The organism is Streptomyces sp. ME02-8801-2C (assembly GCF_033793965.1).
Lineage (GTDB): Bacteria > Actinomycetota > Actinomycetes > Streptomycetales > Streptomycetaceae > Streptomyces.
In genome coordinates this window covers 355,322-376,041 of sequence record NZ_JARAXP010000004.1, presented here as the reverse complement: position 1 = coordinate 376,041, position 20,720 = coordinate 355,322, and the positions used below count along the sequence as shown (strand labels likewise).

The window sequence follows — 20,720 nt, the reverse complement described above, 5'->3', positions numbered from 1 at the left end:
AACGCTGTCCCGGGCGGTGTCGACAGCGGTCGCGGTCGAGGGGTGCGTTGTGGTCGGGGGGTGCGTCGTGGTCACCTGTCTACTGTCCCTCCGCGCCGACCCTGTTTCCAGGTAGTCCTGGTACCAGGATAAGGACACTCTGGTACCACCCTCAGGGGAGGCGAATGCTGGTCTGCGTGACCAATACCAGCGCTTCACCCACCGTCGCCGCCATCCGCTCCCCCGCCGGGTCACCCGTACTCGGCGGTCCGGGCCTGTTCACCGTGCTGCTCGGCGCGGCGCTCCCCCTCATCGACTTCTTCATCGTCAACGTCGCCCTGCCCACCATCGGCCGGGATCTCTCGGCGAGCGAGGCCGTCCTCGAACTGGTGGTCGCCGGGTACGGGGTCTCGTACGCCGTCCTGCTCGTCCTCGGCGGGCGGCTCGGCGACCTCTTCGGCCGGCGTCGGCTCTTCCTGGCCGGCATGGCGGCCTTCGGCGTCACCTCGCTGGCCTGTGGTCTCGCGCCCACCGCCTGGACCCTGGTGGCCGCCCGGATCGCGCAGGGCGCGGCCTCGGCGGCGATGCTGCCGCAGGTGCTCGCCACGATCCAGTCGGCGACGGCGGGCCCGCGCCGCGCACGGGCGATGGGCCTGTACGGCGCGACGGCGGGCCTGTCGATGGTGGCGGGCCAGATCCTCGGCGGCGTCCTGGTGGCCGCCGACATCGCGGGCACGGGCTGGCGCTCGGTGTTCCTGGTGAACGTGCCGGTGGTCCTGCTCGGCCTGTTCCTCGCGGCCCGGACGGTCCCGGAGACCCGCTCCGCGCACCCGGAACCGGTGGACGTCCCCGGCACGCTCCTCCTCGCGGTGTCCCTGATCACGCTGCTCGCCCCGCTCACCGAGGGCCGCGCGGCCGGCTGGCCCCTGTGGACCTGGTTGTCGCTGGCCGCATTCCCGTTCGCCGCGGCGGCGTTCTACGCGGTGGAACGCGGCGCGGACCGCAAGGGCCGCACTCCCCTCGTACCGCCGACCCTCTTCGCGCTGCCCTCGTTGCGCCGGGGCCTGGTGATGATGGTGCCGTTCTCGATCGGCTTCAGCGGGTTCATGTTCGTGATCGCGGTGGCACTGCAGCAGGGTGCGCGACTCGGGCCGGTGCAGGCGGGGCTGGCGCTGGCCCCGATGGCGGTGACGTTCTTCTGCGTCTCCCTCGCCGGACCGCGCCTGGTGGCCAGGTACGGCACCCGGGTCGTCACGGTCGGTGGCGTGATCCAGGGGGTCGGTGTGGCCCTCATCGCCCTCACCGTGTGGCGTTCGTGGCCCGACCTGGGTTGGGTGGAGCTGCTGCCGGGCGCGGCGGTCGCGGGCGCCGGTCAGGCGCTTCAGCTGCCGGTCCTCTTCCGTGTCGTCCTCTCGGAGATCGAGCCGGCCCGGGCGGGTGTGGGCAGCGGTGTCATGGTCACCACCCAGCAGTCCGCTCTGGCGCTGGGGGTGGCGACGCTGGGCACGCTGTTTCTGTCCCTGGCGCCGGGGATGGGGATGCGGGAGGCGTTGGTGACGACGTTGGTGGTGCAGGTGGGTGGGGTTGTTCTGACGACGCTGCTTAGTCTGCGGTTGCCGCAGCGGATTGTCTGAGTTGTCGTTGGCTGCGGGTGCGTTGTGGCTTGTCGCGCAGTTCCCCGCGCCCCTGGGGGGAGCGCCCCTTCGGGGCTGCTCCCCACAGGGCGGGGCTGCTCTCCCGGGGGCGTTCCCCTCACTCCGTTCGCAATGCCGTTGCCGTGCGGGTTTTGGCTGCCCAGGTTGCTGGGAGGAGGGCGCCCAGGAGGGCGATCGTCAGGCCGGCCAGGCCCAGCAGCATCAGCTGCCAAAGGGCGTATACGTCGAGGACCGACGGGGGTAGGTCGGTGCCTGCCGCGTGGCCCATCACCGGGAGTACGAAGCCGTGCAGGGCGAAACCGGTGGGGACGCCGATCAGGCCGCCGAGTACGCCGATGCCGGTCACCGAGGCGAGTACGAGGCTCACGGTCTGGCGGGGTGACATACCGAGCGCCTTGCAGACGCCGAGGTCGTGGACGCGCTCGCGGGTGTCCAGGACAACGGAGTTGAGGACGCCGAGGCCGGCCACGGAGACCAGCATGAGCGTGAGCAGTGCCGCCATGGACTGCAGGACGATGACGAGGACGAGGACGAGGTTGTCGTGCCTCGAGGGCGAGTTGGCGATGGCGTCGCCGCCCAGCGGCTGAACCACGGCGGCGAGCTTGGTGGCGTACTCGAACGCGGAGACACCCGGCTTCACCTCGACCAGGAACATCCGGGGCTGGGCTGCGGGGAAGTCGGCGATGTTCGCGTGGAGTTGCAGGCCGCCGTCCGACGTGTCGAAGGCCTCCCCGACGATCCGCAGGGTACGGGTGGCGCCGTCGTAGGCCACCCGGCGGATCCTCGCCGACGACTCCCCCGAGGCGGCGAGAACCCGCGTCGTCATCCTCACCACCTACGACCTCGACCACTAAGTCTACGCCGCCCTCACGGCCGGTGCCTGCGGTTTCCTCCTCAAGGACCTCAGCCCCGAGCACCTGGTGGCGGCCCTGCGCCTGGTCCAGTCCGGCGACGCGCTGCTGGCCCCCACGATCACCCGCCGTCTGATCGAACGCTTCGCCCAGCGCGAGGAACCCTCACGGGCCACCACCCGCCATGCCGATCTGTCGGGCCTGACATCCCGTGAACTGGAGGTGCTGCGCCTGCTGGCGACGGGCCTGAGCAACGCCGAACTGGCGGAGCGTCTGTTCCTGAGCCCGACCACAGTCAAGACGCATGTCGGACGCATCCTGTCGAAACTGGAGCTGCGCGACCGGGTCCAGGCGGTGGTCCTGGCCTACGAGACGGGCCTGATCGCCCCGGGGACGGACCCCTGAGGGCGCCCGTGGACTGTCTCAACTCTTCACACGGCCGCCCCCTGTTGATGTTGCTCTTGCTGCACACTCACAGCTGCACGCATCCATCATCTGGACGGCGGAGAGGTCATGTTGCAGATCAACGCGAGCAAGGTGAGCCGCTGGGACCAGCACGGACGGGAACACGTCGTCCACGTCCAACGCACCGGCGCGCAACGGGTCATGAACTGCGACACCTGCGGCTGGCGCAAGAAGGTGCAGTTCCTGCCGTGGCTGAAGGCGGAGGAACACCTCGCCGAGGAACATCAGGCGACGGTGGACCCGAAAGCCGGCTGACCTCCCCCGCGCCCCTTGAGGGGCGCGGGGAACTGCGCGACCAGCCCCCACCGGACGCGCAGCCGAAACCGAACCCCTAGCAGCCGATAAGACGCTGCGCCAGGTACCCCTCGATCTGGTCCAGCGACACGCGCTCCTGCTTCATGGTGTCCCGCTCGCGAACCGTGACCGCGTTGTCGTCCAGCGTGTCGAAGTCCACCGTCACGCAGAACGGCGTACCGATCTCGTCCTGGCGCCGGTAGCGGCGGCCGATCGCGCCCGCGTCGTCGAACTCGATGTTCCAGTTCTGACGCAGGGCGGTCGCCAGCCCCTTGGCCTTCGGGGACAGCTCGGGGTTGCGGGACAGCGGCAGGACGGCGACCTTGACCGGCGCGAGGCGCGGGTCGAGACGCAGCACCGTGCGCTTCTCCATCTTGCCCTTGGCGTTGGGCGCCTCGTCCTCGAAGTACGCGTCGAGGAGGAACGCCAGCATCGCGCGGCCGACACCGGCGGCGGGCTCGATGACGTACGGCGTGTAGCGCTCGCCGGCCTCCTGGTCGAAGTAGGAGAGGTCCTGGCCGGAGGCCTTGGCGTGGGCGGAGAGGTCGTAGTCCGTGCGGTTGGCGACTCCCTCCAGCTCACCCCACTCGTTGCCGCCGAACTGGAAGCGGTACTCGATGTCGGCGGTGCGCTTGGAGTAGTGCGAGAGCTTCTCCGCCGGGTGGTCGTACCAGCGCATGTTCTCCTCGCGGAGGCCGAGGCCGGTGTACCAGTTCCAGCGCTCCTGCATCCAGAACTCCTGCCACTTCTCGTCCTCGCCCGGCTTGACGAAGAACTCCATCTCCATCTGCTCGAACTCACGGGTGCGGAAGATGAAGTTGCCGGGCGTGATCTCGTTGCGGAACGACTTGCCCATCTGGGCGATGCCGAACGGCGGCTTGCGGCGCGAAGTGGTCTGCACCTGCGAGAAGTTGGTGAAGATGCCCTGGGCGGTCTCGGGGCGCAGGTAGGCGACCGAGCCGGAGTCCTGGGTCGGGCCGAGGTGCGTCGACAGCAGACCGGAGAACTGCTTGGGCTCGGTGAACTGGCCCTTGTTGCCGCAGTTGGGGCAGTTGATGTCCGCGAGGCCGTTGGCGGGCGTACGGCCGTGCTTGGCCTCGTACGCCTCCTCCAGGTGGTCGGCGCGGTAGCGCTTGTGACAGGAGGTGCACTCGGTGAGCGGGTCGGAGAAGGTCGCGACGTGGCCGGAGGCCACCCAGACCTCGGACGCCAGGATCACGGACGAGTCGATGCCGACGACGTCCTCGCGCGACGTCACCATGTAGCGCCACCACTGGCGCTTGAGGTTCTCCTTGAGCTCGACACCCAGCGGCCCGTAGTCCCAGGCGGCGCGCTGGCCGCCGTAGATCTCACTGCACGGGAATACGAAGCCACGGCGCTTGCTCAGGCTGACGATGGTGTCGATCTTGTCGGCGGCCACGGTGCTCTCTTCATTACGACGATTACGACGACGGGCGATGAAGCGGACGCGTTCCGGACGGGCGGAAGCGATGCGCTTCAGAGCGAATGACTCAGGTTACCGGCGGGGCCCGCCCCCCAATCAAATCGGTTCCGGTAGTGGGGTCGGCAGTGGGGCCCGCGCCTGTCCCAAAAGCCCGCTTGTTGACAATCGTTTCCAGAATCATTGAAAATGACTGTCATGAACGTACGACGACTCATATCGGGCACCGCGATCGCGGCGGCCACCGCGCTCGGGCTCGGCGCCCTGTCCGCCTGTTCCTCGGATTCGAGCGCCGCCGATGGGAACAGTGGCGGAAAGCTCGACGTCGTGGCGTCGTTCTATCCGATGCAGTACCTCGCGGAGCAGATAGGCGGCGGCCATGTCTCCGTCACCACGCTGACCGAGCCCGGCCAGGAGCCGCACGACCTCGAGATCAGCGCCAAGCAGACCGTCGACCTGCAGAAGGCCGACGCGGTCCTGTATCTCAAGGGCCTCCAGCCCGCCGTCGACGAGGCGGTGGCGCAGTCCGAGGCGAAGACGAAGATCGACGCGGCGACCCTCACCACCCTCGAGAAGCACGACGGCACCGCACACAGCCACGAGGGTGAGGAAGCGCACTCCGACGAGGAGGCCTCCGGCCTCGACCCGCACGTCTGGCTCGACCCGGTGAAGTACGCCGAGATCGCCGACGGTGTGAGCGCCGCCTTCCAGAAGGCCGATCCGGCCAACGCGGCGGAATACAAGAAGAACGCCGCGACGTTGACCGCGAAGCTGAACTCGCTCAACACGTCGTTCGAGGACGGCCTGAAGAACACCGCGACGAAGGTGTTCTTCACCAACCACGCGGCCTTCGGCTACCTTGCCGAGCGCTACGGCCTGACCCAGGAGGCCATCGCCGGTGTCGACCCGGAGAGCGAGCCGAGCGCCGCGCGGATGAAGGAGCTTCAGCAGGAGGCGAAGGCGGACGGAGTGACCACGGTCTTCTACGAGACACTGGTCTCCGACAAGACCGCGAAGACCCTCGCCGACGACGCGAACCTCCGCACGGACGTCCTCGACCCGCTCGAGGGCATCACGAAGAAGTCCCGGGGCACCGACTACATCGCGGTCATGCAGGCCAACCTCAAGGCCCTGCGGACGGCTCTGGGTGCCAAGTAGCGCCAGAGACACAAGTGACACAGCAGTGACACAGCGGAGGTACCACGCATGAGCAGCGAGCCGGTCATTTCCCTGCGCGGCGTACGCGCCGAGCTGGGCGCCCGCCCGGTCCTGCGGGGGATCGACCTCACCGTGGGCCGCGGTGAGGTCGTCGCGCTGCTCGGCGCGAACGGCTCGGGCAAGTCGACCGCGATCCGCACGGTCATCGGCCAAGTCCCGGTCAGCGCGGGCGAGATCGAGCTGTTCGGCGTCCCCCGGTGCCGCTTCACGGACTGGCGGCGCGTGGGCTACGTACCGCAGCGGACGACCGCGGCCGGTGGGGTGCCGGCGACGATCACGGAGATCGTCGCGTCGGGCCGCCTCTCCCGCGCCCGCTTCGGCATGCTCCGCAAGGCCGACCACGAGGCCGTACGGCGGGCCATCGGCCTCGTGGGGCTCGCGGACCGCGCGAAGGACTCGGTGAACGCCCTGTCGGGCGGTCAGCACCAGCGCGTACTGATCGCCCGTGCCCTCGCCGCCGAACCCGAGCTGCTGATCATGGACGAGCCGATGGCGGGCGTCGACCTGGCGAGCCAGGAGGTGCTGGCGCGGACGCTGCGGGAGCAGGTCGCGGCCGGGGTGACGGTCCTGCTCGTGCTGCACGAACTCGGGCCGCTCGAGCCGCTGATCGACCGGGCCGTCGTCCTGCGCGACGGCTGCGTCCTGCACGACGGGCCGCCCCCGCAGGCGGTCGGACAGCACGCGCTGCCCGGCCACGACCACGTACACCCGCACGCGGCTCACGACGCCGAACCGATCCGGACGGGACTGCTGAGCTGATGGACTTCCTCGACTACGCCTTCATGCAGCGGGCCCTGCTGGCCGCCGTGCTCGTCGGCATCACGGCCCCCGCGATCGGCATCTACCTGGTCCAGCGCAGGCAGGCACTGATGGGCGACGGTATCGGCCATGTCGCGATGACCGGCGTCGGCCTCGGCTTCCTGCTGAACACCTCGCCGGTGTGGATGGCGACGGGCGTCGCCGTCGTCGGCGCGGTGATGATGGAACTCATCCGCTGGTACGGCAGGACACGCGGCGACATCGCCCTCGCGATGCTCTTCTACGGCGGTATGGCCGGCGGCGTGATGTTCATCAACCTCGCGCCGACCGGCTCGAACGCCAACCTGACCTCGTATCTGTTCGGGTCGCTCTCGACGGTGAGCGAGTCGGACGTGACGGCGATCTGTCTGCTCGCGGCGTTCGTGGTGCTGGTCACCCTCGGTCTGCGCCGCCAGCTCTTCGCGGTCAGCCAGGACGAGGAGTTCGCCCGGGTGACGGGCCTCCCGGTCCGAGCCCTCAACCTCCTCACGGCGGTCACGGCGGCGATCACGGTGACGGTCGCGATGCGCGTGGTGGGATTGCTGCTGGTCAGCGCCCTGATGGTGGTGCCGGTGGCGGCGGCCCAGCAGCTGAGCCGGAGCTTCGCGGCGACGTTCGCCATCGCGGTGGCGATCGGAGTGTCCGTGACGATCGGCGGGACGGTGACCTCGTACTACCAGGATGTGCCGCCCGGTGCGACGATCGTGCTGCTGACCATCGGCGCGTTCATCGCCCTGACCGCGCTGGCGACGCCACTGGCCCGGCGCCGGGCCCGCGCCGCGGCCGCCGCGCACGCGGCCGGGGACCCTGCGGAGTGTGTCATTCCGGCCAGCAGGGAAGCCGCCGACAACGCGGGCGTCTGACCCCGCGCTGTCCGGGCTGGCACAATGGCCCGGCAAGCGCAGACGTGAGGAGACAACGGTGACGACGGCCGGCCCGCCCGTCAAGGGACGATCCACCCGCCAGCGTGCCGCTGTGGCGGCGGCGCTGGACCAGGTCGACGAGTTCCGCAGTGCCCAGGAACTCCACGACATGCTCAAGCACAAGGGCGACTCGGTCGGCCTGACGACCGTCTACCGCACACTGCAGTCCCTGGCGGACGCCGGTGAGGTGGATGTCCTGCGGACGTCGGACGGGGAGTCGGTGTACCGGCGCTGCTCGACCGGTGACCATCACCATCATCTTGTCTGCCGGGTGTGCGGCAAGGCTGTGGAGGTGGAGGGGCCCGCGGTGGAGAAGTGGGCTGAGGGGATCGCTTTGGAGCATGGGTTTGTGAACGTGGCTCATACGGTGGAGATTTTCGGGACCTGTGCGGAGTGCTCTGCGGTTGGGCAGGAGTAGGTTCCGTTCAGTGTTTTCTGCGGGTGCGTTGGGGCTTGTCGCGCAGTTCCCCGCGCCCCTATAGGGGCGCTCCGGTCCGCGTCCGATAGGTTCTCGCGGTGGGTCATGTCGGGGAAACAGATGAGCGGTTGAGCACCGAGTCCCTTGGGACGCCTTTTCGGTGGTTGTGGGGGGCTTACGCCACCAGTCTCGCCGGGACATGGTTGGCGTTCGACTCGTTTCCGTTGATCGCTGTTCTTGTGTTGCATGTGGGGCCCGCCCAGGTCTCGTTGCTGGCCGCTGCCGGGCTGGCTGTCGGGGCCGTGGTGGCCGTGCCGCTCGGGCCCTGGGTGGAGTTTCGGCGCAAGCGGCCGGTCATGGTCGCGATGGATCTCGTGCGGTGCGGGGTGCTGCTCAGCGTTCCCGCCGCGTACGCGTTCGACGTGCTCACCTTCGCGCAGCTCGTGGTGGTGGCGATCGTGGTCGCCGCCGCCGACATCACCTTCACCGCGGCCAGCGGGTCGTATCTGAAGGCTCTGTTGCCGCCTTCTCAACTCCTCGTCGCCAATGGGCGGTTCGAGTCCACCATGTGGACGGCGAGTGTGCTCGGGCCGCCGCTCGGCGGGGCCGCCGTCGGGCTGCTCGGGCCGGTGACCACGGTGGTCGCGAACGCGGTGAGCTTTCTGCTGTCGGCGGCCGGTATCCGGGCGATCGGAGGGCGGCCGGAGGAGGGCCGGCGGTCTCGCCCCGAAGGTGAGCGGCGGGCGCGGGTCCGGGCCGGGGATCTGGTCGAGGGGTGGCGGTTCATTCTGGTCGATCCGGTGCTGCGGCCCCTGTTTCTCAACACCGTGCTGGTCAGCGGGCTGATCATGGCGACGGCTCCGCTCGTCGCCGTTCTCATGCTCGGTCGGTTCGGGTTCGCGCCCTGGCAGTACGCCCTCGCCTTCGCCGTGCCCTGCACCGGCGGTCTCATCGGCTCGCGGCTGTCCCGGCCGCTGGTGGCGCGGTACGGGCAGCGCAGGATCATGCTCACCTTCGGGACGCTCCGGGTGTGCTGGCCGATCGGCATGGTGTTCCTGCACGGCGGTACGACGGGGCTCGTCCTCGTGATGGTCGTGCAGTTCGGGCTGATCCTGAGCATGGGGGTGTTCAACCCGGTGTACGCCACCTACCGGCTCCAGCACACCCCGGCGGACCGGGTCGCCCGTACGCTCTCCGCCTGGTCGGTGTCCAGCAAGCTGACCGTCGCGGCGCTGACCGCGCTGTGGGGGCTGCTGGCCGCGCTCACCACGCCCCTGACCGCTGTCGGGGCGGCGGGCGTCCTGATCCTCGCGACTCCCCTGCTGCTGCCCCGCAGCAGGGACTGAGGGCCCTTGACCGCGCAGAGGGATAACCCTCGACCTCTTATTTATTGCTGACATGGACGCCTCAAAGCTGCCACTCTTCCGGCAGCCATCCCCCACGTCTCGTGCACATCGCGCAGATCACGTACCTCACGCACATCGCGCACCCGCTCAGCTCACCCCGGGCAGCACACCCCCGTCCGCCCGGTTCTGTTTCCGGCCGTTGAAGGCGCGGCCGTCGCAGGAGGAGTCACGAGTGAGACGACAGTCCACCACCCCCCACAGATCCAGCACCCCCCTCGGATCCGGCCGCTCCCGCAAGGCCACCGCCACCGCCGCGGGCGCCCTGCTCGCCAGTGCGACCCTTCTGGCCGTCGGCGTCCAGACGGTCCCGGCCGCCGCCAAGCCCGCTCCCCCGGCCCCCAGCCCGCTGCGCGCGGGCGCCGTCCAGGTGAAGCTGACCCCGGCCCAGCGCACGGAGTTGATCAGGAGCGCGGCGCAGCGGACGACGCAGACCGCCGGGACCCTGGGTCTCGGCGCCAAGGAGAAGCTCGTCGTCAAGGACGTCAGCAAGGACGCCGACGGCACCCTCCACACCCGCTACGAGCGGACGTACGCCGGTCTGCCCGTCCTCGGCGGCGACCTCGTCGTGCACACCCCGCCCGCCTCCAAGGCGTCGGGGACGGTGAGCAGCACGTTCAACACGCGGCGCGCGATCTCGGTCGCGTCCACGACCCCCACGTTCGCCAAGTCGGCGGCCGAGTCGAAGGCGCTCGGCGCGGCGAAGGCGCTGGACGCGGAGAAGGCCACCACCGACAAGGCCCCGCGCAAGGTGATCTGGGCCGGCAACGGTACGCCGAAGCTGGCCTGGGAAACGGTGGTCGGCGGTCTCCAGGACGACGGCACGCCGAGCCAGCTGCATGTCATCACGGACGCGCTGACCGGCGCGAAGCTGTACGAGTTCCAGGCCATCAAGACCGGTACGGGCAACAGCCAGTACAGCGGCACGGTGACCATCGGGACCACGCTGTCCGGTTCGACGTACCAGCTGAACGACACGACACGCGGCACCCACAAGACGTACAGCCTCAACAACGGCACGTCGGGCACCGGCACCCTGATGACGGACGCCGACGACACCTGGGGCACCGGGGCCGGGTCCAACACGCAGACCGCCGGGGTCGACGCGCACTACGGCGCCCAGGTGACGTGGGACTTCTACAAGAACACCTTCGGGCGCAGCGGCATCAAGAACGACGGGGTGGCCGCCTACTCGCGCGTGCACTACAGCACGGCGTACGTGAACGCCTTCTGGGACGACGACTGCTTCTGCATGACGTACGGCGACGGCTCGGGCAGTACGCACGCGCTGACCTCGCTGGACGTGGCCGGGCATGAGATGACGCACGGTGTCACCTCCAACACGGCCGGCCTCAACTACAGCGGTGAATCAGGCGGGTTGAACGAGGCGACCTCCGACATCTTCGGCACGGGAGTCGAGTTCTACGCCAACAACGCCTCCGACGTCGGTGACTACCTCATCGGCGAGAAGATCGACATCAACGGCGACGGCACGCCGCTGCGTTACATGGACAAGCCGAGCAAGGACGGTGGCTCGGCGGACAGTTGGTACTCGGGCGTCGGCAACCTGGACGTGCACTACTCCTCGGGCCCGGCGAACCACATGTTCTACCTGCTGTCGGAAGGCAGCGGCACCAAGACCATCAACGGTGTCACGTACAACAGCCCGACCTCCGACGGTGTCGCCGTCGCCGGGATCGGCCGGGCCGCCGCGCTGCAGATCTGGTACAAGGCGCTGACGACGTACATGACGTCCAGCACCACGTACGCCCAGGCCCGCACGGCCGCGCTGAACGCAGCCGCGTCGCTGTACGGCACCAACTCGACCCAGTACGCCGGGGTCGGCAACGCCTTCGCGGGCATCAACGTCGGCGCCCACATCACCGTCCCGTCCAACGGCGTGACGGTCACCAACCCGGGCAGCCAGTCGTCGACGGTCGGTACGGCGGTGAGCCTGGCGATCACGGCGAGCAGCACCAACAGCGGCGCGCTGACCTACTCGGCGAGCGGTCTGCCGACGGGCCTGTCGATCAACAGCTCCACCGGCGCCGTCACCGGCACCCCGACCACCGCGGGCACCTACAGCTCGACGGTCACGGTGACCGACAGCACGGGCGCCACCGGTACGGCGTCCTTCACCTGGACGGTCAGCGCGACCGGCGGCGGCTCCTGCACCTCGGCACAGCTGCTGGGCAACGCGGGCTTCGAGTCCGGCAACACCACCTGGACCGGCTCCAGCGGCGTCATCACCAACTCCAGCAGCCAGGCGGCCCGCACCGGCTCCTACAAGGCCTGGCTCGACGGCTACGGCTCCACCCACACCGACACGCTGTCCCAGTCGGTGACGATCCCAGCGGGCTGCACGGGCACGAAGCTCACGTTCTACATCCACATCGACACGGCCGAGACCTCCACCAGCACGCAGTACGACAAGCTGACGGTCACTGCCGGTTCGACCACTCTGGCCACCTACTCCAACCTGAACGCGGCAAGCGGCTACGTGGCGAAGTCGCTGAGCCTGTCGGCCTACGCCGGCACGACGGTCGCGCTGAAGTTCACGGGCGTCGAGGACTCCTCGCTCCAGACGAGCTTCGTGATCGACGACACGGCGGTCACGACCAGCTGATCACCGATACCTTCCCCCCACGGGCACGACAGCGGCACCCGGCGCCTTCCTCGGCGCCGGGTGCCGCTGGGGTTGTGCCTGCGCGCCGGGTATCCGCGTTCAGCCCTGCACGTTGCCCTTCATGTCCCGCTGCATTTCCAGGAGTTGCTCATTCGGGACCGCCCCGCCGAACCGGCGGTCGCGGGAGGCGAATTCGACGCAGGCGCGCCACAGGTCGCGGCGGTCGAAGTCCGGCCAGAGGACGTCCTGGAACACCATCTCCGCGTAACTCGACTGCCAGATCAGGTAGTTGGAGGTGCGCTGTTCTCCGCTGGGGCGAAGGAAAAGGTCGACGTCCGGCATGTCCGGGTAGTAGAGGTACTTCTGAATGGTCTTCTCGGACACCTTGGCGGGGTCGAGCTTTCCGGCGGCGACATCCTGCGCCATCGCCTTGGCCGCGTCGGCGAGTTCGGCGCGACCGCCGTAATTGACGCAGAAGTAGAGCGTCATGGCGTCGTTCTTCTTGGTCTGCTCCTGGGCGACCTGGAGTTCCTGTACGACGGACTTCCACATCTTGGGCATGCGCCCGACCCACCGAATGCGGATACCGAGTTCGTCCATCTCGTCGCGCCGGCGCCGGATGACGTCACGGTTGAAGTTCATGAGGAAGCGGACCTCTTCCGGGGACCGCTTCCAGTTCTCGGTGGAGAAGGCGTAGAGGGAGAGATTCTTGACGCCGAGTTCAAGGCACCCCTTGAGGACGTCGAGGACGACACCCTCGCCGACCTTGTGCCCTTCCGTACGCGGCAGCCCGCGCTCCTTGGCCCACCGCCCGTTGCCGTCCATGACACACGCCACATGGTTCGGTACGAGCTCGCCGGGGAGCTTCGGCGCGGTGGCGCCGGAGGGGTGCGGTTCCGGCGTCTTGTACTCGCGGCGCTGGCGCCCCAGGATCCCGCGTACGGCCATGAGTCTCTCGTCTCTCTGCTTACTTACGGAGCTTGGTACTGCTCTGTTCTCGATTTACTGCTTCTCTACGTAGCGCAGGGAGCGCAGGCCGCGCTCCAGGTGCCAGTGCAGGTAGGCGGACACCAGTCCGCTCCCCTCCCTGACGTGACGCGGCTCACACGCGTCCGCCGTCGCCCAGTCGCCCGTCAGTAGCGCGCCGAGCAGTTCGAGGGCCTGGGGAGAGGGTACGACGCTCCCGGCCACCCGGCAGTCGGCGCAGACGGAGCCTCCGGCGGCCACCGAGAAGAAGCGGTTCGGCCCGGCCATGCCGCACTTCGCGCAGTCGCCGAAGGAGGGCGCGTACCCGTTGACGGCGAGGGAACGCAGGAGGAACGCGTCGAGGATGAGGTGGGGCTCGTGCTCGGCGCGGGCGAGGGTGCGCAGGGCGCCGACGAGCAGCAGGTACTGCTGTACGGCGGGCTCCCCCTCGTGGTCGGTGAAGCGTTCCGCCGTCTCCAGCATGGCCGTCCCGGCGGTGTACCGGGCGTAGTCGGTGACGATCCCGCCACCGTACGGAGCGATGGTCTCGCTCTGCGTGCAGAGGGGGAGACCGCGGCCGACCAGGTCGCTCCCCCGCGAGAAGAACTGCACGTCGACGTGGGAGAACGGTTCGAGCCGGGCCCCGAACTTCGACTTGGTCCGCCGCACCCCTCGGGCCACGGCCCGTACCCGCCCGTGACCGCGCGTGAGCAGCGTGATGATCCGGTCGGCCTCACCCAGCTTCTGGGTACGCAGCACGACACCGTCGTCACGGAACAGGCTCATGGGGTCATTGTCGCGTACGGAACGGCAGCCTCGGACGGGGCCGTACTTCTTACCAGTGAACGAGGCGGCTTCAGCTGGTGCTGGACCCCGACGACCAGTAAGACTTTCGGTATGAGCCTTGAACGCGTCACCATCACCATCCCCAGCGAGACACTCGAAGCCGTCAGATCTGCCGCCGAACGCGACGGGCTGAGCGTTTCCGCCTGGCTGTCGCGCGCGGCAGAACGCGCGGCGAAGATCGAGGCTGGTCTCGCCGCAGCGGAGGAGGCCATGGCTCACGTTCCTCCGCCGACCCCGGAGCAGCAGGCGTGGGTGGACGACTTCATGGAGCGTGTCACCCACCCGGTCTCACCGGGCGAGCAGTCACGAGGTGTCGCGTGAGCATCCTGAAGTCCGTGGTGTACGACGCCGGAGCCCTGATCGCCGCCGAACGAAACGACCCCACCTTCTGGCGAGCCCATCGCTCGTACCTCATCGCTGGAGGCGTGCCGTTGGCGCCCGCACCGGTCGTGGCCCAGGTGTGGCGGGACGGCGCCCGCCAGGCCCAGGTCGCCCGCGTCCTCAATGGATGCGATGTCCAGGACCTGAATCACGCTCTGGCCCGGAGGGTTGGAGAACTGCTTGGGCGGGCCGGCACGTCGGACCCGGTCGACGGTGCCGTCGCCGTATTGGCCGCAGACACGTCCGCCTTGATCGTCACCTCGGACCCCAGGGACATTCAGCACCTCCTGGACCACCTGGGTCGGGCAGGCAAGGGTGCCGAGGTCAACTCGTTGAACTGATCCCACCCCGTCAAGCCTCCTCAAGGAACCTCACCGCGGCTGCGCGCGTTCGCGTACGCCGTCGCCGCGCTGAGGCGTTCCGCCGGGGTGGCGGGGCGGAGGGCCTCCGGGGCCGCGTCCCACTCCCGGCCGCCGCCGTACGATCTGAGCTGGACGTAGCACCCCTCGTGCCCCATGACGATGCCGACCTTTCCGGTGCGCGCGTCCATGACGTACGTCCCCACGTCCGGCCGCCCCGCCCTTCCCGACTTCGCCGGCCTCACGTCGTTCATCGCAGCGCCGCCGCGATCCGGGCCGCCGTCTCGACGTTGCAGCGTCCCAATTCGATGAGCGGACGGGGCGCCTCCCGGGCGACACTCGCCGCGTCCAATCGAAGCGACGGCAAGGTAATCCCGGCGTTTTTCAACGCCGTCCGCAATTCCTTCACAATTTCCTCCGCCTCTTCGACGCAGCCCGCCGAGTGTGCCGTCTGTCGTGCAGTCACCGTGCTCCCCTGACTTATCGAGTTTCACTCTTCGCACTTCTACGATGACGCGTTGTGCCTACACTCGGAAGGCTCTGGGCGCAGCAACGGTGGTGCAGTCGAAGGGGGTTCGGTCCGGTTATGGCCAATGGTTCACAGCGACAGGCGGCTTGGGAGTTCTTCGGCGCGGAGTTGAAGCGGCGGAGGGAGGAAGCGGGGTTAACTCAGGTCGAGTTGGGGGCGATGGTCTTCGTCTCCGGGGGCTACATCGGGCAGTTCGAGCAGGCGATTCGTAAGCCGCAGTTGGATGTGGCCATGCGGCTGGACGACGTCCTGCAAACCGACGGTATTTTCGAGCGCACGTGGCGCAAGCTCATCGACGACAAGCGATACGCGGATTACTTCGCGAAGGCGGCCGAACTCGAGTCGCTGGCGACGAAGATCTGTGAGTTCGCGCCCGCGCTGGTGCCAGGGCTGTTGCAGACGGCGGCGTACGCACGCGCGGTGACGATCGCGATGAACCCCCTCGCGGCGGACGAGTACATCGAGGAGAAGGTGTCCGGCCGACTGGACCGCGCGAAGATCCTCAAGGACGCTACACGGCCCGAGTATTGGGCGGTCCTGCACGAGAACTCGCTGCGGATTCCGGTCGGCGGCCATGCCGTGATGGCCGAGCAGTTGGAGCACATCGCAGGGCTCATGCGTGAGCGAAAGATCCTGGTCCAGGTGCTGCCGTACGCAGCCGGTGCCTACGCCCTCAACGGCATGGTGACGCTCATGGAGTTCGACGACGCGCCCCCAACCGCCTATACAGAAGCCGTGTATTCGGGCAACCTGCTGGACGATCCGGCTGTGGTGAAGCGCGCGCAAGCGTCATACGATCTGATCAGGGCCGCCGCGCTGTCGCCGGAGGCGTCCCTGGCCCTGATCGAATCGGCGGCGGAGGATCACAGACGATGCGCGAGTACGAGTTGAGCAACGCACGCTGGCGCAAAAGCACCTACAGCGACGGCAACGGCGGCAGCTGCGTCGAGGTTGGGTACGACTTCATCGGCGCCGCCCGCTGGCGCAAGAGCACGTACAGCAACGGCGAAGGCGGAAACTGCGTCGAAGTAGCCGACGGAGTCCCCGGCATCGTGCCCGTCCGGGACAGCAAGGTCTCGGACGGGCCCGTGTTGCTCATCGGGGCCCTCGCCTGGGCCGAGTTCATCGGCTCAGGCGTCCGCCCCTAGCTGTCAGGGAGTGAGCTGCCAGCGCTGGACGTAGCCGACGTCGATCGACGCCCTGTCCTGCACGCGCAGCTTCCACGTGCCGTTGATGGGCTGGGCCGACGCGTTGATCGTGAACGTCTGGTCCACGTTGTCGGCGGAGCCGCCGGTGCGGTTGAGGAGTGAGTAGACCGTGCCGTTGGGGCCGACCAGGTCGACGGTCAGGTCACCGCGGTACGTGTGGACGATGTTGACGTAGACCGAGGTCGTGGCCGAGGCGTTGCCGTCGCGGCCCTCGATGGTGATCGGGGACTCCACAGCCGCACCGTTGTCGGGGATGTCGACCCGGGTCGTGGTGGCGTAGATGTACGCGATCCGCCAGGTGAAGGTGTCCGTGACGGACGCCCCCGTGCTGTCGGTGACCGTGACGGCGACATCGCCGGCGCCGACAGTGGTCGGCGTTCCGGAGATCAGGCCGCTCGGGCTGATGGTCAGGCCGTCGGGCAGGCCGGTGGCCTCGTACGTCAGCTCCGAACCGGAGTTGGTGGTGTACGCGTCCACCTGGAGGCTGACCGCCTGGCCGACGCCGCTGGTCTGGTCGGCGATCGGGGCGACGTTGACGCCGAGCGCTATCCGGCTGCCGACGTTGATGGCGGCCCAGGCGTCGGCGACGGCGAGGTAGGTGGGGCTGTAGGCGCCGAACAGGTCACCCGCGGCCTGGAGGGTGGCGGTGCGGGCGCCCGCGTAGTTGGTCGACGAGGTCATGTACGTCGTCAGCGCCCGGTACCAGATGGCCGCTGCGTTGTCGATGCCGATGCCGGTGACGGCCTGACCGTCGGAGGTCGGGCTGTCGTAGGCGACGCCGTTGACGGTCTTGGCGCCGCTGCCCTCGGAGAGCAGGTAGAAGAAGTGGTTCGCCGGGCCCGAGGAGTAGTGGACGTCGATGCCGCCCAGCGTGGAACTCCAACTGTCGCGGGAGGCACCGTCCTTGGAGGGCTTGTCCATGTAACGCAGCGGAGTGCCGTTGCCGTTGATGTCGATCTTCTCGCCGACGAGGTAGTCACCGGGGTCGGCGGCGAGGTTCGAGTGGAACTCGACGGCCGCGGCGAAGATGTCGGAGGTCGCCTCGTTGAGCCCGCCGGACTCGCCCGAGTAGGTCAGGTTGGCGGTGGCGGCGGTGACGCCGTGGCTCATCTCGTGGGCGGCCACGTCGAGGGAGGTCAGCGGGTGCGTGTTGCCCGAGCCGTCGCCGTAGGTCATGCAGAAGCAGCTGTCCTGCCAGAAGGCGTTGACGTAGTTGCTCCCGTAGTGGGCCCGGCTGTACGCGGCGACACCGTCGTTGCGGATGCCGTTGCGGCCGTAAACGTCCTTGTAGTAGTCCCAGGTGGCCGCGGCACCGAAGGCCACGTCGACACCGGCGGTCTGGCGGTTGGACGGCAGACCGTTGCCCCAGACATCGTTGTCGTCTGTAAAGAGGGTGCCGGTGCCCGAGGAGCCCTGGTTCAGGTCGTACGTCTTGTGGCCGGCCCGGGCGCCGTCGGTGAGCTGGTACGTCGATCCGGAGAGGGTGGTGCCGAGGGGAACCGTGCCGACGTACTGGCCGGTGCCCTCGCCGGTGTGCACCTTCTCGGCGGCGAGGATCTGCTTGCCCGTGCTCGCGTCGGTGACCACCTGGAGCTCGCTGGGCGTGCCGTCGGGCTGGACGCCCTCGACCACCGTCTCCCAGGCCAGGACGGGCTTGGCGGCGCCGGCCCAGACGACGAGGCGGGGCGCGTGTTCGGTCTCGGTGCCGGTGACGTCGGCGCCCTTCGCCGCCGCGAGCGCCTTGCCGGTGGCGCCGGCCGCGGAGAGCTTCGGGGTGAGGGACGGCAGCGCGAGGGTCGCGCCACTCGCCTTGGAGACCGTGGTGCGGTTGCTCTTGAGGTGGACGACCATGTCGCCGCCGAGGACGGGCAGTCCGGCGTAGGTGCGTTCGTAGCGGGTGTGGGTGGTGCCGTCCGCGTCCTGGACGACGTCCTTGACGACGAGCTTCTCCCGCGCGCCGAGGGCGAGTTGACGGGCCGTGGTGTCGGCCACGGTCTGCGCGCTCTTGATCAGTGAGGCGCGGCGGGTCGCCGACAGGGGCACCGAGGCGGCTCCCGCGCGAGGCTCGGCGGTGATCCTGGCCGGGCCCGGGTCTGCCGGGGCCGCGCTCGCGGTGCCGTTGGGGGCTCCGAGGGCGAGCAGGGTCCCGATGGTCGTCAGCGCGAGGGCGGTGGCGCCTCTGCGCCGGAGGGTGGGGTTGTGTCGCCGGGGCAACGGGTTCTCCTTCTGTGCGACGGCCGGCCCCTGGTGGGGACCGACGAGGGGGCGGACCGACGGGATGCGGCCGGTCCGGAGCGCTGCACGGCAGGCGGGTGCGAGGAGGTGGGGGGTGAGTGGGGGTGAGTGGGGGTGTGTGCCCCGCATGGTGCGGGTGTGAAGGAATGGTGAACTTGAGCAGCAGAGTGGCACTGCGTGCCTTGCTTTGTCATGCGAATGCCAAAACTACGGCTTGAATTGACCATGCCCGAGCGAAGATCCGTCCTGCTGGGAGCACTTTTCAGCCGCCGCCTTGCCAACTGAGGCCCGCGGCCGGGCAGTTCCGGAGCTTCCAAAAGCAGAGACGGCGCGGTTAGGCTCCCCCGGCGCGCCGCATCTGGCGCGAACGCGTGGGGTGGGGGCATCCAGGGTGGGGGACATGACCAACGACATCGACGTACCCAGATCGGCCGAGCCGACTGAACCGGCCGGTACAACTGAACCGGCCAAATCCGCGAAGGGCATGAGCGAGGGCGCCCAGGTCGTATCGGCGCTGATAGTGGTCGCATGCCTCGCGGTGGGTTTCTGGGTGATCGCGAAGAACCAGCCCGATCCCAAGGACAGCCCACCCGCCTCGTGTTCACGCTCGGACGACGACGTGCCCCTGTCCAAGCCCGTCTCCGGTGTACAGCTGTGCGAGGCGCTGAACCGCCCGGACCTGCCGACGCTCCTCGGCACGCCCGACGACCGTGCGTTGGGCGCCTACAGCCACGAAGCCACGTCCAGCGACAAGCTCGACGTCATGTCGACCGACCCTGAGGCCACCGTCCAACTCGAGGGCTACTCGTTGAAGCTCACGGAGGCAGAGGACATCTCGGTCGCCGACATAACCGACTCCGAGTTCCTGTCCGTGTCGGGAGAGCGGAAAACGGTCCTGGGCCACTCGGCGTTCCTCTACTCGGGCCGGACCCTCGGTTTCGTCTTCAAGGACGGAAAGGGCTCCACCGGCCCCGGCGGTATCTCCCGCAACCTCCTGGTCGCCAAGGACCCCGAGGACGGCGGCGGTACGTACGAGATCTCCATCTGGCGCCAGGACGATCTGCGCCCCGACGACGCAGCGCTTCTCCGCGTCGCCGAGCAGGTACTGCCGACTGTCCCGGGGTGGCCGACGGGCTGAGTCCAGAGGGCCGAGTTCAGGAAGCGCCGCCCGTCAGCAGGGCCCTCGCCACCTTCCGGAAAGAGGCGAGGAGACGGCTGCGGTCGTCCGCCCGGGTGGCGAGTACGACATGGCTCGGGTCGATGCCGTCCAGGGGGACCGTGGTGAGGTCGGGGCGCATCCGGTCCAACCCGAGCCCGCCGGGGACGATGGCCACCGCCTGCCCGGCGGCGATGAGCTCGAACTTGTCCTCCAGCGCCCCGACGAACGGCCCCTCCGGTGCCCGGCTGCCGTCCGGACGCGGATCGATACGCCAGAAGGCGTTCCAGGCCGCGTCGTCCCGCACCCTGGGCAACGGCTCGTCGGCGATGTCGTCGAGGGTGACAGACTCCTTGCCGACGAGACGGTGATCGAGGGGGACGACCAGGACCCGGGGTTCCTCGTAGAGGACCGTAACCTCCAACTCGGCGGCGGCGAGCGGGAGTCGGGCGATCACAGCGTCGACCCTGTGGTCCAGCAGCGCGGTGCGGGGTTCGTTCCAGTCCAGGTGCAGGGCTCGTACGTCGGCATCCGGGTGCCGGCGCCGCAGCTCCCGTACGGCCGGAGTGACGATCAGGTTCGACGTGTAGCCGACGACGAGACGGCTGGGCTCAGCGGCGGCGCGGGCCTGGGACGCAGCCCGGGCCGCCGTACGCAGCAGCGCCCTGGCGTGCGGCAGGAAGACCTCACCCGCCTCCGTGAGACGACTCCCCTGCGGCGTGCGGTCCAGCAAACAGGCACCCAACTCCTGCTCCAGACGCCGGATTTGACGGCTCAGCGACGGCTGGGCGATACGCAGAATCTCGGCGGCACGGCCGAAGTGCAGTTGCTCGGCGACCACCGTGAAGTACCGCACCAGCCGCAGATCGAGATCGGGGCTCTGGCTCATATCTCCATCGTAATCAGGCAGTTGAGGGAGCTGACCCCGCACAGACATCCTGAGCTGCTGTGATGCCTGATACGCATTGC

General features: G+C 68.8%; 21 protein-coding genes and 1 pseudogene. 14 read left to right on the top strand and 8 right to left on the bottom strand.

Annotated elements, in window-relative coordinates; all coding sequences use genetic code 11:
- Positions 1-176: 176 nt before the first annotated feature.
- Positions 177-1,613, top strand: coding sequence for an MFS transporter (locus PV396_RS14960; protein ID WP_319204695.1), 1,437 nt, complete (start codon positions 177-179; stop codon positions 1,611-1,613).
- Between the two features lie 118 nt (positions 1,614-1,731).
- Here the strand turns inward: PV396_RS14960 and PV396_RS14955 are convergent, their stop codons facing one another.
- The gene (locus PV396_RS14955) at positions 1,732-2,115 is read right to left on the bottom strand and encodes an ABC transporter permease (protein ID WP_319205529.1); all 384 of its coding nucleotides are present in this window, start codon (positions 2,113-2,115) and stop codon (positions 1,732-1,734) included.
- Between the two features lie 286 nt (positions 2,116-2,401).
- Here PV396_RS14955 and PV396_RS14950 point away from each other — a divergent pair.
- Together PV396_RS14950 and PV396_RS14945 are read left to right on the top strand one after the other, a co-directional pair.
- Positions 2,402-2,890 (top strand): annotated as a pseudogene (locus PV396_RS14950) (LuxR C-terminal-related transcriptional regulator); the annotation flags it as partial.
- 108 nt (positions 2,891-2,998) lie between these two features.
- The gene (locus tag PV396_RS14945; RefSeq protein ID WP_319204693.1) at positions 2,999-3,205 is read left to right on the top strand and encodes a hypothetical protein; all 207 of its coding nucleotides are present in this window, start codon (positions 2,999-3,001) and stop codon (positions 3,203-3,205) included.
- Positions 3,206-3,281: 76 nt separating this feature from the next.
- On the opposite strand, the gene PV396_RS14940 is transcribed toward PV396_RS14945, so the two are convergent.
- The gene (locus tag PV396_RS14940) at positions 3,282-4,664 is read right to left on the bottom strand and encodes a glycine--tRNA ligase (RefSeq protein WP_319204691.1); all 1,383 of its coding nucleotides are present in this window, start codon (positions 4,662-4,664) and stop codon (positions 3,282-3,284) included.
- A 219-nt stretch (positions 4,665-4,883) separates the two neighbouring features.
- Here PV396_RS14940 and PV396_RS14935 point away from each other — a divergent pair, with 219 nt between their 5' ends.
- The 6 genes from PV396_RS14935 (at position 4,884) to PV396_RS14910 (ending at position 12,071) form a co-directional block, all read left to right on the top strand.
- A complete protein-coding gene (locus PV396_RS14935; protein WP_319204689.1) occupies positions 4,884-5,843 on the top strand; it encodes a metal ABC transporter solute-binding protein, Zn/Mn family in 960 nt (319 codons plus the stop codon).
- A gap of 48 nt (positions 5,844-5,891) precedes the next feature.
- Positions 5,892-6,662, top strand: coding sequence for a metal ABC transporter ATP-binding protein (locus PV396_RS14930; RefSeq protein WP_319204687.1), 771 nt, complete (start codon positions 5,892-5,894; stop codon positions 6,660-6,662).
- Complete coding sequence (locus tag PV396_RS14925; protein WP_319204685.1) at positions 6,662-7,564, top strand: metal ABC transporter permease; 903 nt, start codon at positions 6,662-6,664, stop codon at positions 7,562-7,564. Before PV396_RS14930 ends, PV396_RS14925 begins: the two co-directional genes overlap by 1 nt.
- A gap of 58 nt (positions 7,565-7,622) precedes the next feature.
- The gene (locus PV396_RS14920; protein ID WP_319204683.1) at positions 7,623-8,042 is read left to right on the top strand and encodes a Fur family transcriptional regulator; all 420 of its coding nucleotides are present in this window, start codon (positions 7,623-7,625) and stop codon (positions 8,040-8,042) included.
- Between the two features lie 128 nt (positions 8,043-8,170).
- Positions 8,171-9,388, top strand: a complete 1,218-nt coding sequence (locus tag PV396_RS14915) for an MFS transporter (protein WP_416071403.1) — start codon at positions 8,171-8,173, stop codon at positions 9,386-9,388.
- A gap of 232 nt (positions 9,389-9,620) precedes the next feature.
- Complete coding sequence (locus tag PV396_RS14910; protein WP_416071402.1) at positions 9,621-12,071, top strand: M4 family metallopeptidase; 2,451 nt, start codon at positions 9,621-9,623, stop codon at positions 12,069-12,071.
- Positions 12,072-12,170: 99 nt separating this feature from the next.
- Here PV396_RS14910 and PV396_RS14905 read toward each other — a convergent pair whose 3' ends face one another.
- Positions 12,171-13,019: an isoprenyl transferase gene (locus PV396_RS14905; RefSeq protein WP_319204678.1), complete on the bottom strand. Its 849-nt coding sequence runs from the start codon at positions 13,017-13,019 to the stop codon at positions 12,171-12,173.
- A 54-nt stretch (positions 13,020-13,073) separates the two neighbouring features.
- Positions 13,074-13,823, bottom strand: a complete 750-nt coding sequence (recO, locus tag PV396_RS14900) for a DNA repair protein RecO (RefSeq protein WP_319204676.1) — start codon at positions 13,821-13,823, stop codon at positions 13,074-13,076.
- A 111-nt stretch (positions 13,824-13,934) separates the two neighbouring features.
- On the opposite strand from recO, the gene PV396_RS14895 reads away from it, so the two are divergent.
- The gene (locus PV396_RS14895; RefSeq protein ID WP_319204674.1) at positions 13,935-14,204 is read left to right on the top strand and encodes a hypothetical protein; all 270 of its coding nucleotides are present in this window, start codon (positions 13,935-13,937) and stop codon (positions 14,202-14,204) included.
- A complete protein-coding gene (locus tag PV396_RS14890) occupies positions 14,201-14,605 on the top strand; it encodes a twitching motility protein PilT (protein WP_319204672.1) in 405 nt (134 codons plus the stop codon). Before PV396_RS14895 ends, PV396_RS14890 begins: the two co-directional genes overlap by 4 nt.
- Before the next feature lie 20 nt (positions 14,606-14,625).
- On the opposite strand, the gene PV396_RS14885 is transcribed toward PV396_RS14890, so the two are convergent.
- Both PV396_RS14885 and PV396_RS14880 read right to left on the bottom strand, forming a co-directional pair.
- Positions 14,626-14,814: a hypothetical protein gene (locus PV396_RS14885; protein ID WP_416071418.1), complete on the bottom strand. Its 189-nt coding sequence runs from the start codon at positions 14,812-14,814 to the stop codon at positions 14,626-14,628.
- Between the two features lie 59 nt (positions 14,815-14,873).
- Entirely contained in the window at positions 14,874-15,089 is a 216-nt protein-coding gene (locus tag PV396_RS14880; protein ID WP_319204669.1) for a hypothetical protein, read from the bottom strand.
- Positions 15,090-15,209: 120 nt separating this feature from the next.
- Between PV396_RS14880 and PV396_RS14875 the strand changes: the two genes are divergently transcribed.
- A complete protein-coding gene (locus tag PV396_RS14875) occupies positions 15,210-16,043 on the top strand; it encodes a helix-turn-helix domain-containing protein (protein WP_319204667.1) in 834 nt (277 codons plus the stop codon).
- Positions 16,025-16,300 carry a DUF397 domain-containing protein gene (locus tag PV396_RS14870; protein WP_319204665.1) on the top strand — a complete coding sequence of 92 codons (276 nt, stop codon included), beginning with the start codon at positions 16,025-16,027 and terminating at the stop codon, positions 16,298-16,300. The genes PV396_RS14875 and PV396_RS14870 overlap by 19 nt, the downstream gene beginning before the upstream one ends.
- Positions 16,301-16,303: 3 nt before the next feature.
- Here PV396_RS14870 and PV396_RS14865 read toward each other — a convergent pair whose 3' ends face one another.
- Complete coding sequence (locus PV396_RS14865) at positions 16,304-18,574, bottom strand: M4 family metallopeptidase (protein WP_319204663.1); 2,271 nt, start codon at positions 18,572-18,574, stop codon at positions 16,304-16,306.
- 421 nt (positions 18,575-18,995) lie between these two features.
- On the opposite strand from PV396_RS14865, the gene PV396_RS14860 reads away from it, so the two are divergent.
- Positions 18,996-19,733 carry a DUF6215 domain-containing protein gene (locus tag PV396_RS14860; protein ID WP_319204661.1) on the top strand — a complete coding sequence of 246 codons (738 nt, stop codon included), beginning with the start codon at positions 18,996-18,998 and terminating at the stop codon, positions 19,731-19,733.
- A 16-nt stretch (positions 19,734-19,749) separates the two neighbouring features.
- On the opposite strand, the gene PV396_RS14855 is transcribed toward PV396_RS14860, so the two are convergent.
- A complete protein-coding gene (locus PV396_RS14855; RefSeq protein ID WP_319204659.1) occupies positions 19,750-20,640 on the bottom strand; it encodes a LysR family transcriptional regulator in 891 nt (296 codons plus the stop codon).
- Positions 20,641-20,720 lie beyond the last annotated feature (80 nt).

Coding starts and splice junctions, on each gene's coding strand:
- PV396_RS14955 (WP_319205529.1), bottom strand. CDS start 2,115: ATGCTGGTCTCCGTGGCCGGCCTCGGCGTCCTCAACTCCGTTGTCCTG.
- PV396_RS14945 (WP_319204693.1), top strand. CDS start 2,999: ATGTTGCAGATCAACGCGAGCAAGGTGAGCCGCTGGGACCAGCACGGA.
- PV396_RS14935 (WP_319204689.1), top strand. CDS start 4,884: ATGAACGTACGACGACTCATATCGGGCACCGCGATCGCGGCGGCCACC.
- PV396_RS14930 (WP_319204687.1), top strand. CDS start 5,892: ATGAGCAGCGAGCCGGTCATTTCCCTGCGCGGCGTACGCGCCGAGCTG.
- PV396_RS14925 (WP_319204685.1), top strand. CDS start 6,662: ATGGACTTCCTCGACTACGCCTTCATGCAGCGGGCCCTGCTGGCCGCC.
- PV396_RS14905 (WP_319204678.1), bottom strand. CDS start 13,019: ATGGCCGTACGCGGGATCCTGGGGCGCCAGCGCCGCGAGTACAAGACG.
- recO (WP_319204676.1), bottom strand. CDS start 13,823: ATGAGCCTGTTCCGTGACGACGGTGTCGTGCTGCGTACCCAGAAGCTG.
- PV396_RS14895 (WP_319204674.1), top strand. CDS start 13,935: ATGAGCCTTGAACGCGTCACCATCACCATCCCCAGCGAGACACTCGAA.
- PV396_RS14885 (WP_416071418.1), bottom strand. CDS start 14,814: ATGGACGCGCGCACCGGAAAGGTCGGCATCGTCATGGGGCACGAGGGG.
- PV396_RS14875 (WP_319204667.1), top strand. CDS start 15,210: ATGGCCAATGGTTCACAGCGACAGGCGGCTTGGGAGTTCTTCGGCGCG.
- PV396_RS14870 (WP_319204665.1), top strand. CDS start 16,025: ATGCGCGAGTACGAGTTGAGCAACGCACGCTGGCGCAAAAGCACCTAC.
- PV396_RS14860 (WP_319204661.1), top strand. CDS start 18,996: ATGACCAACGACATCGACGTACCCAGATCGGCCGAGCCGACTGAACCG.
- PV396_RS14855 (WP_319204659.1), bottom strand. CDS start 20,640: ATGAGCCAGAGCCCCGATCTCGATCTGCGGCTGGTGCGGTACTTCACG.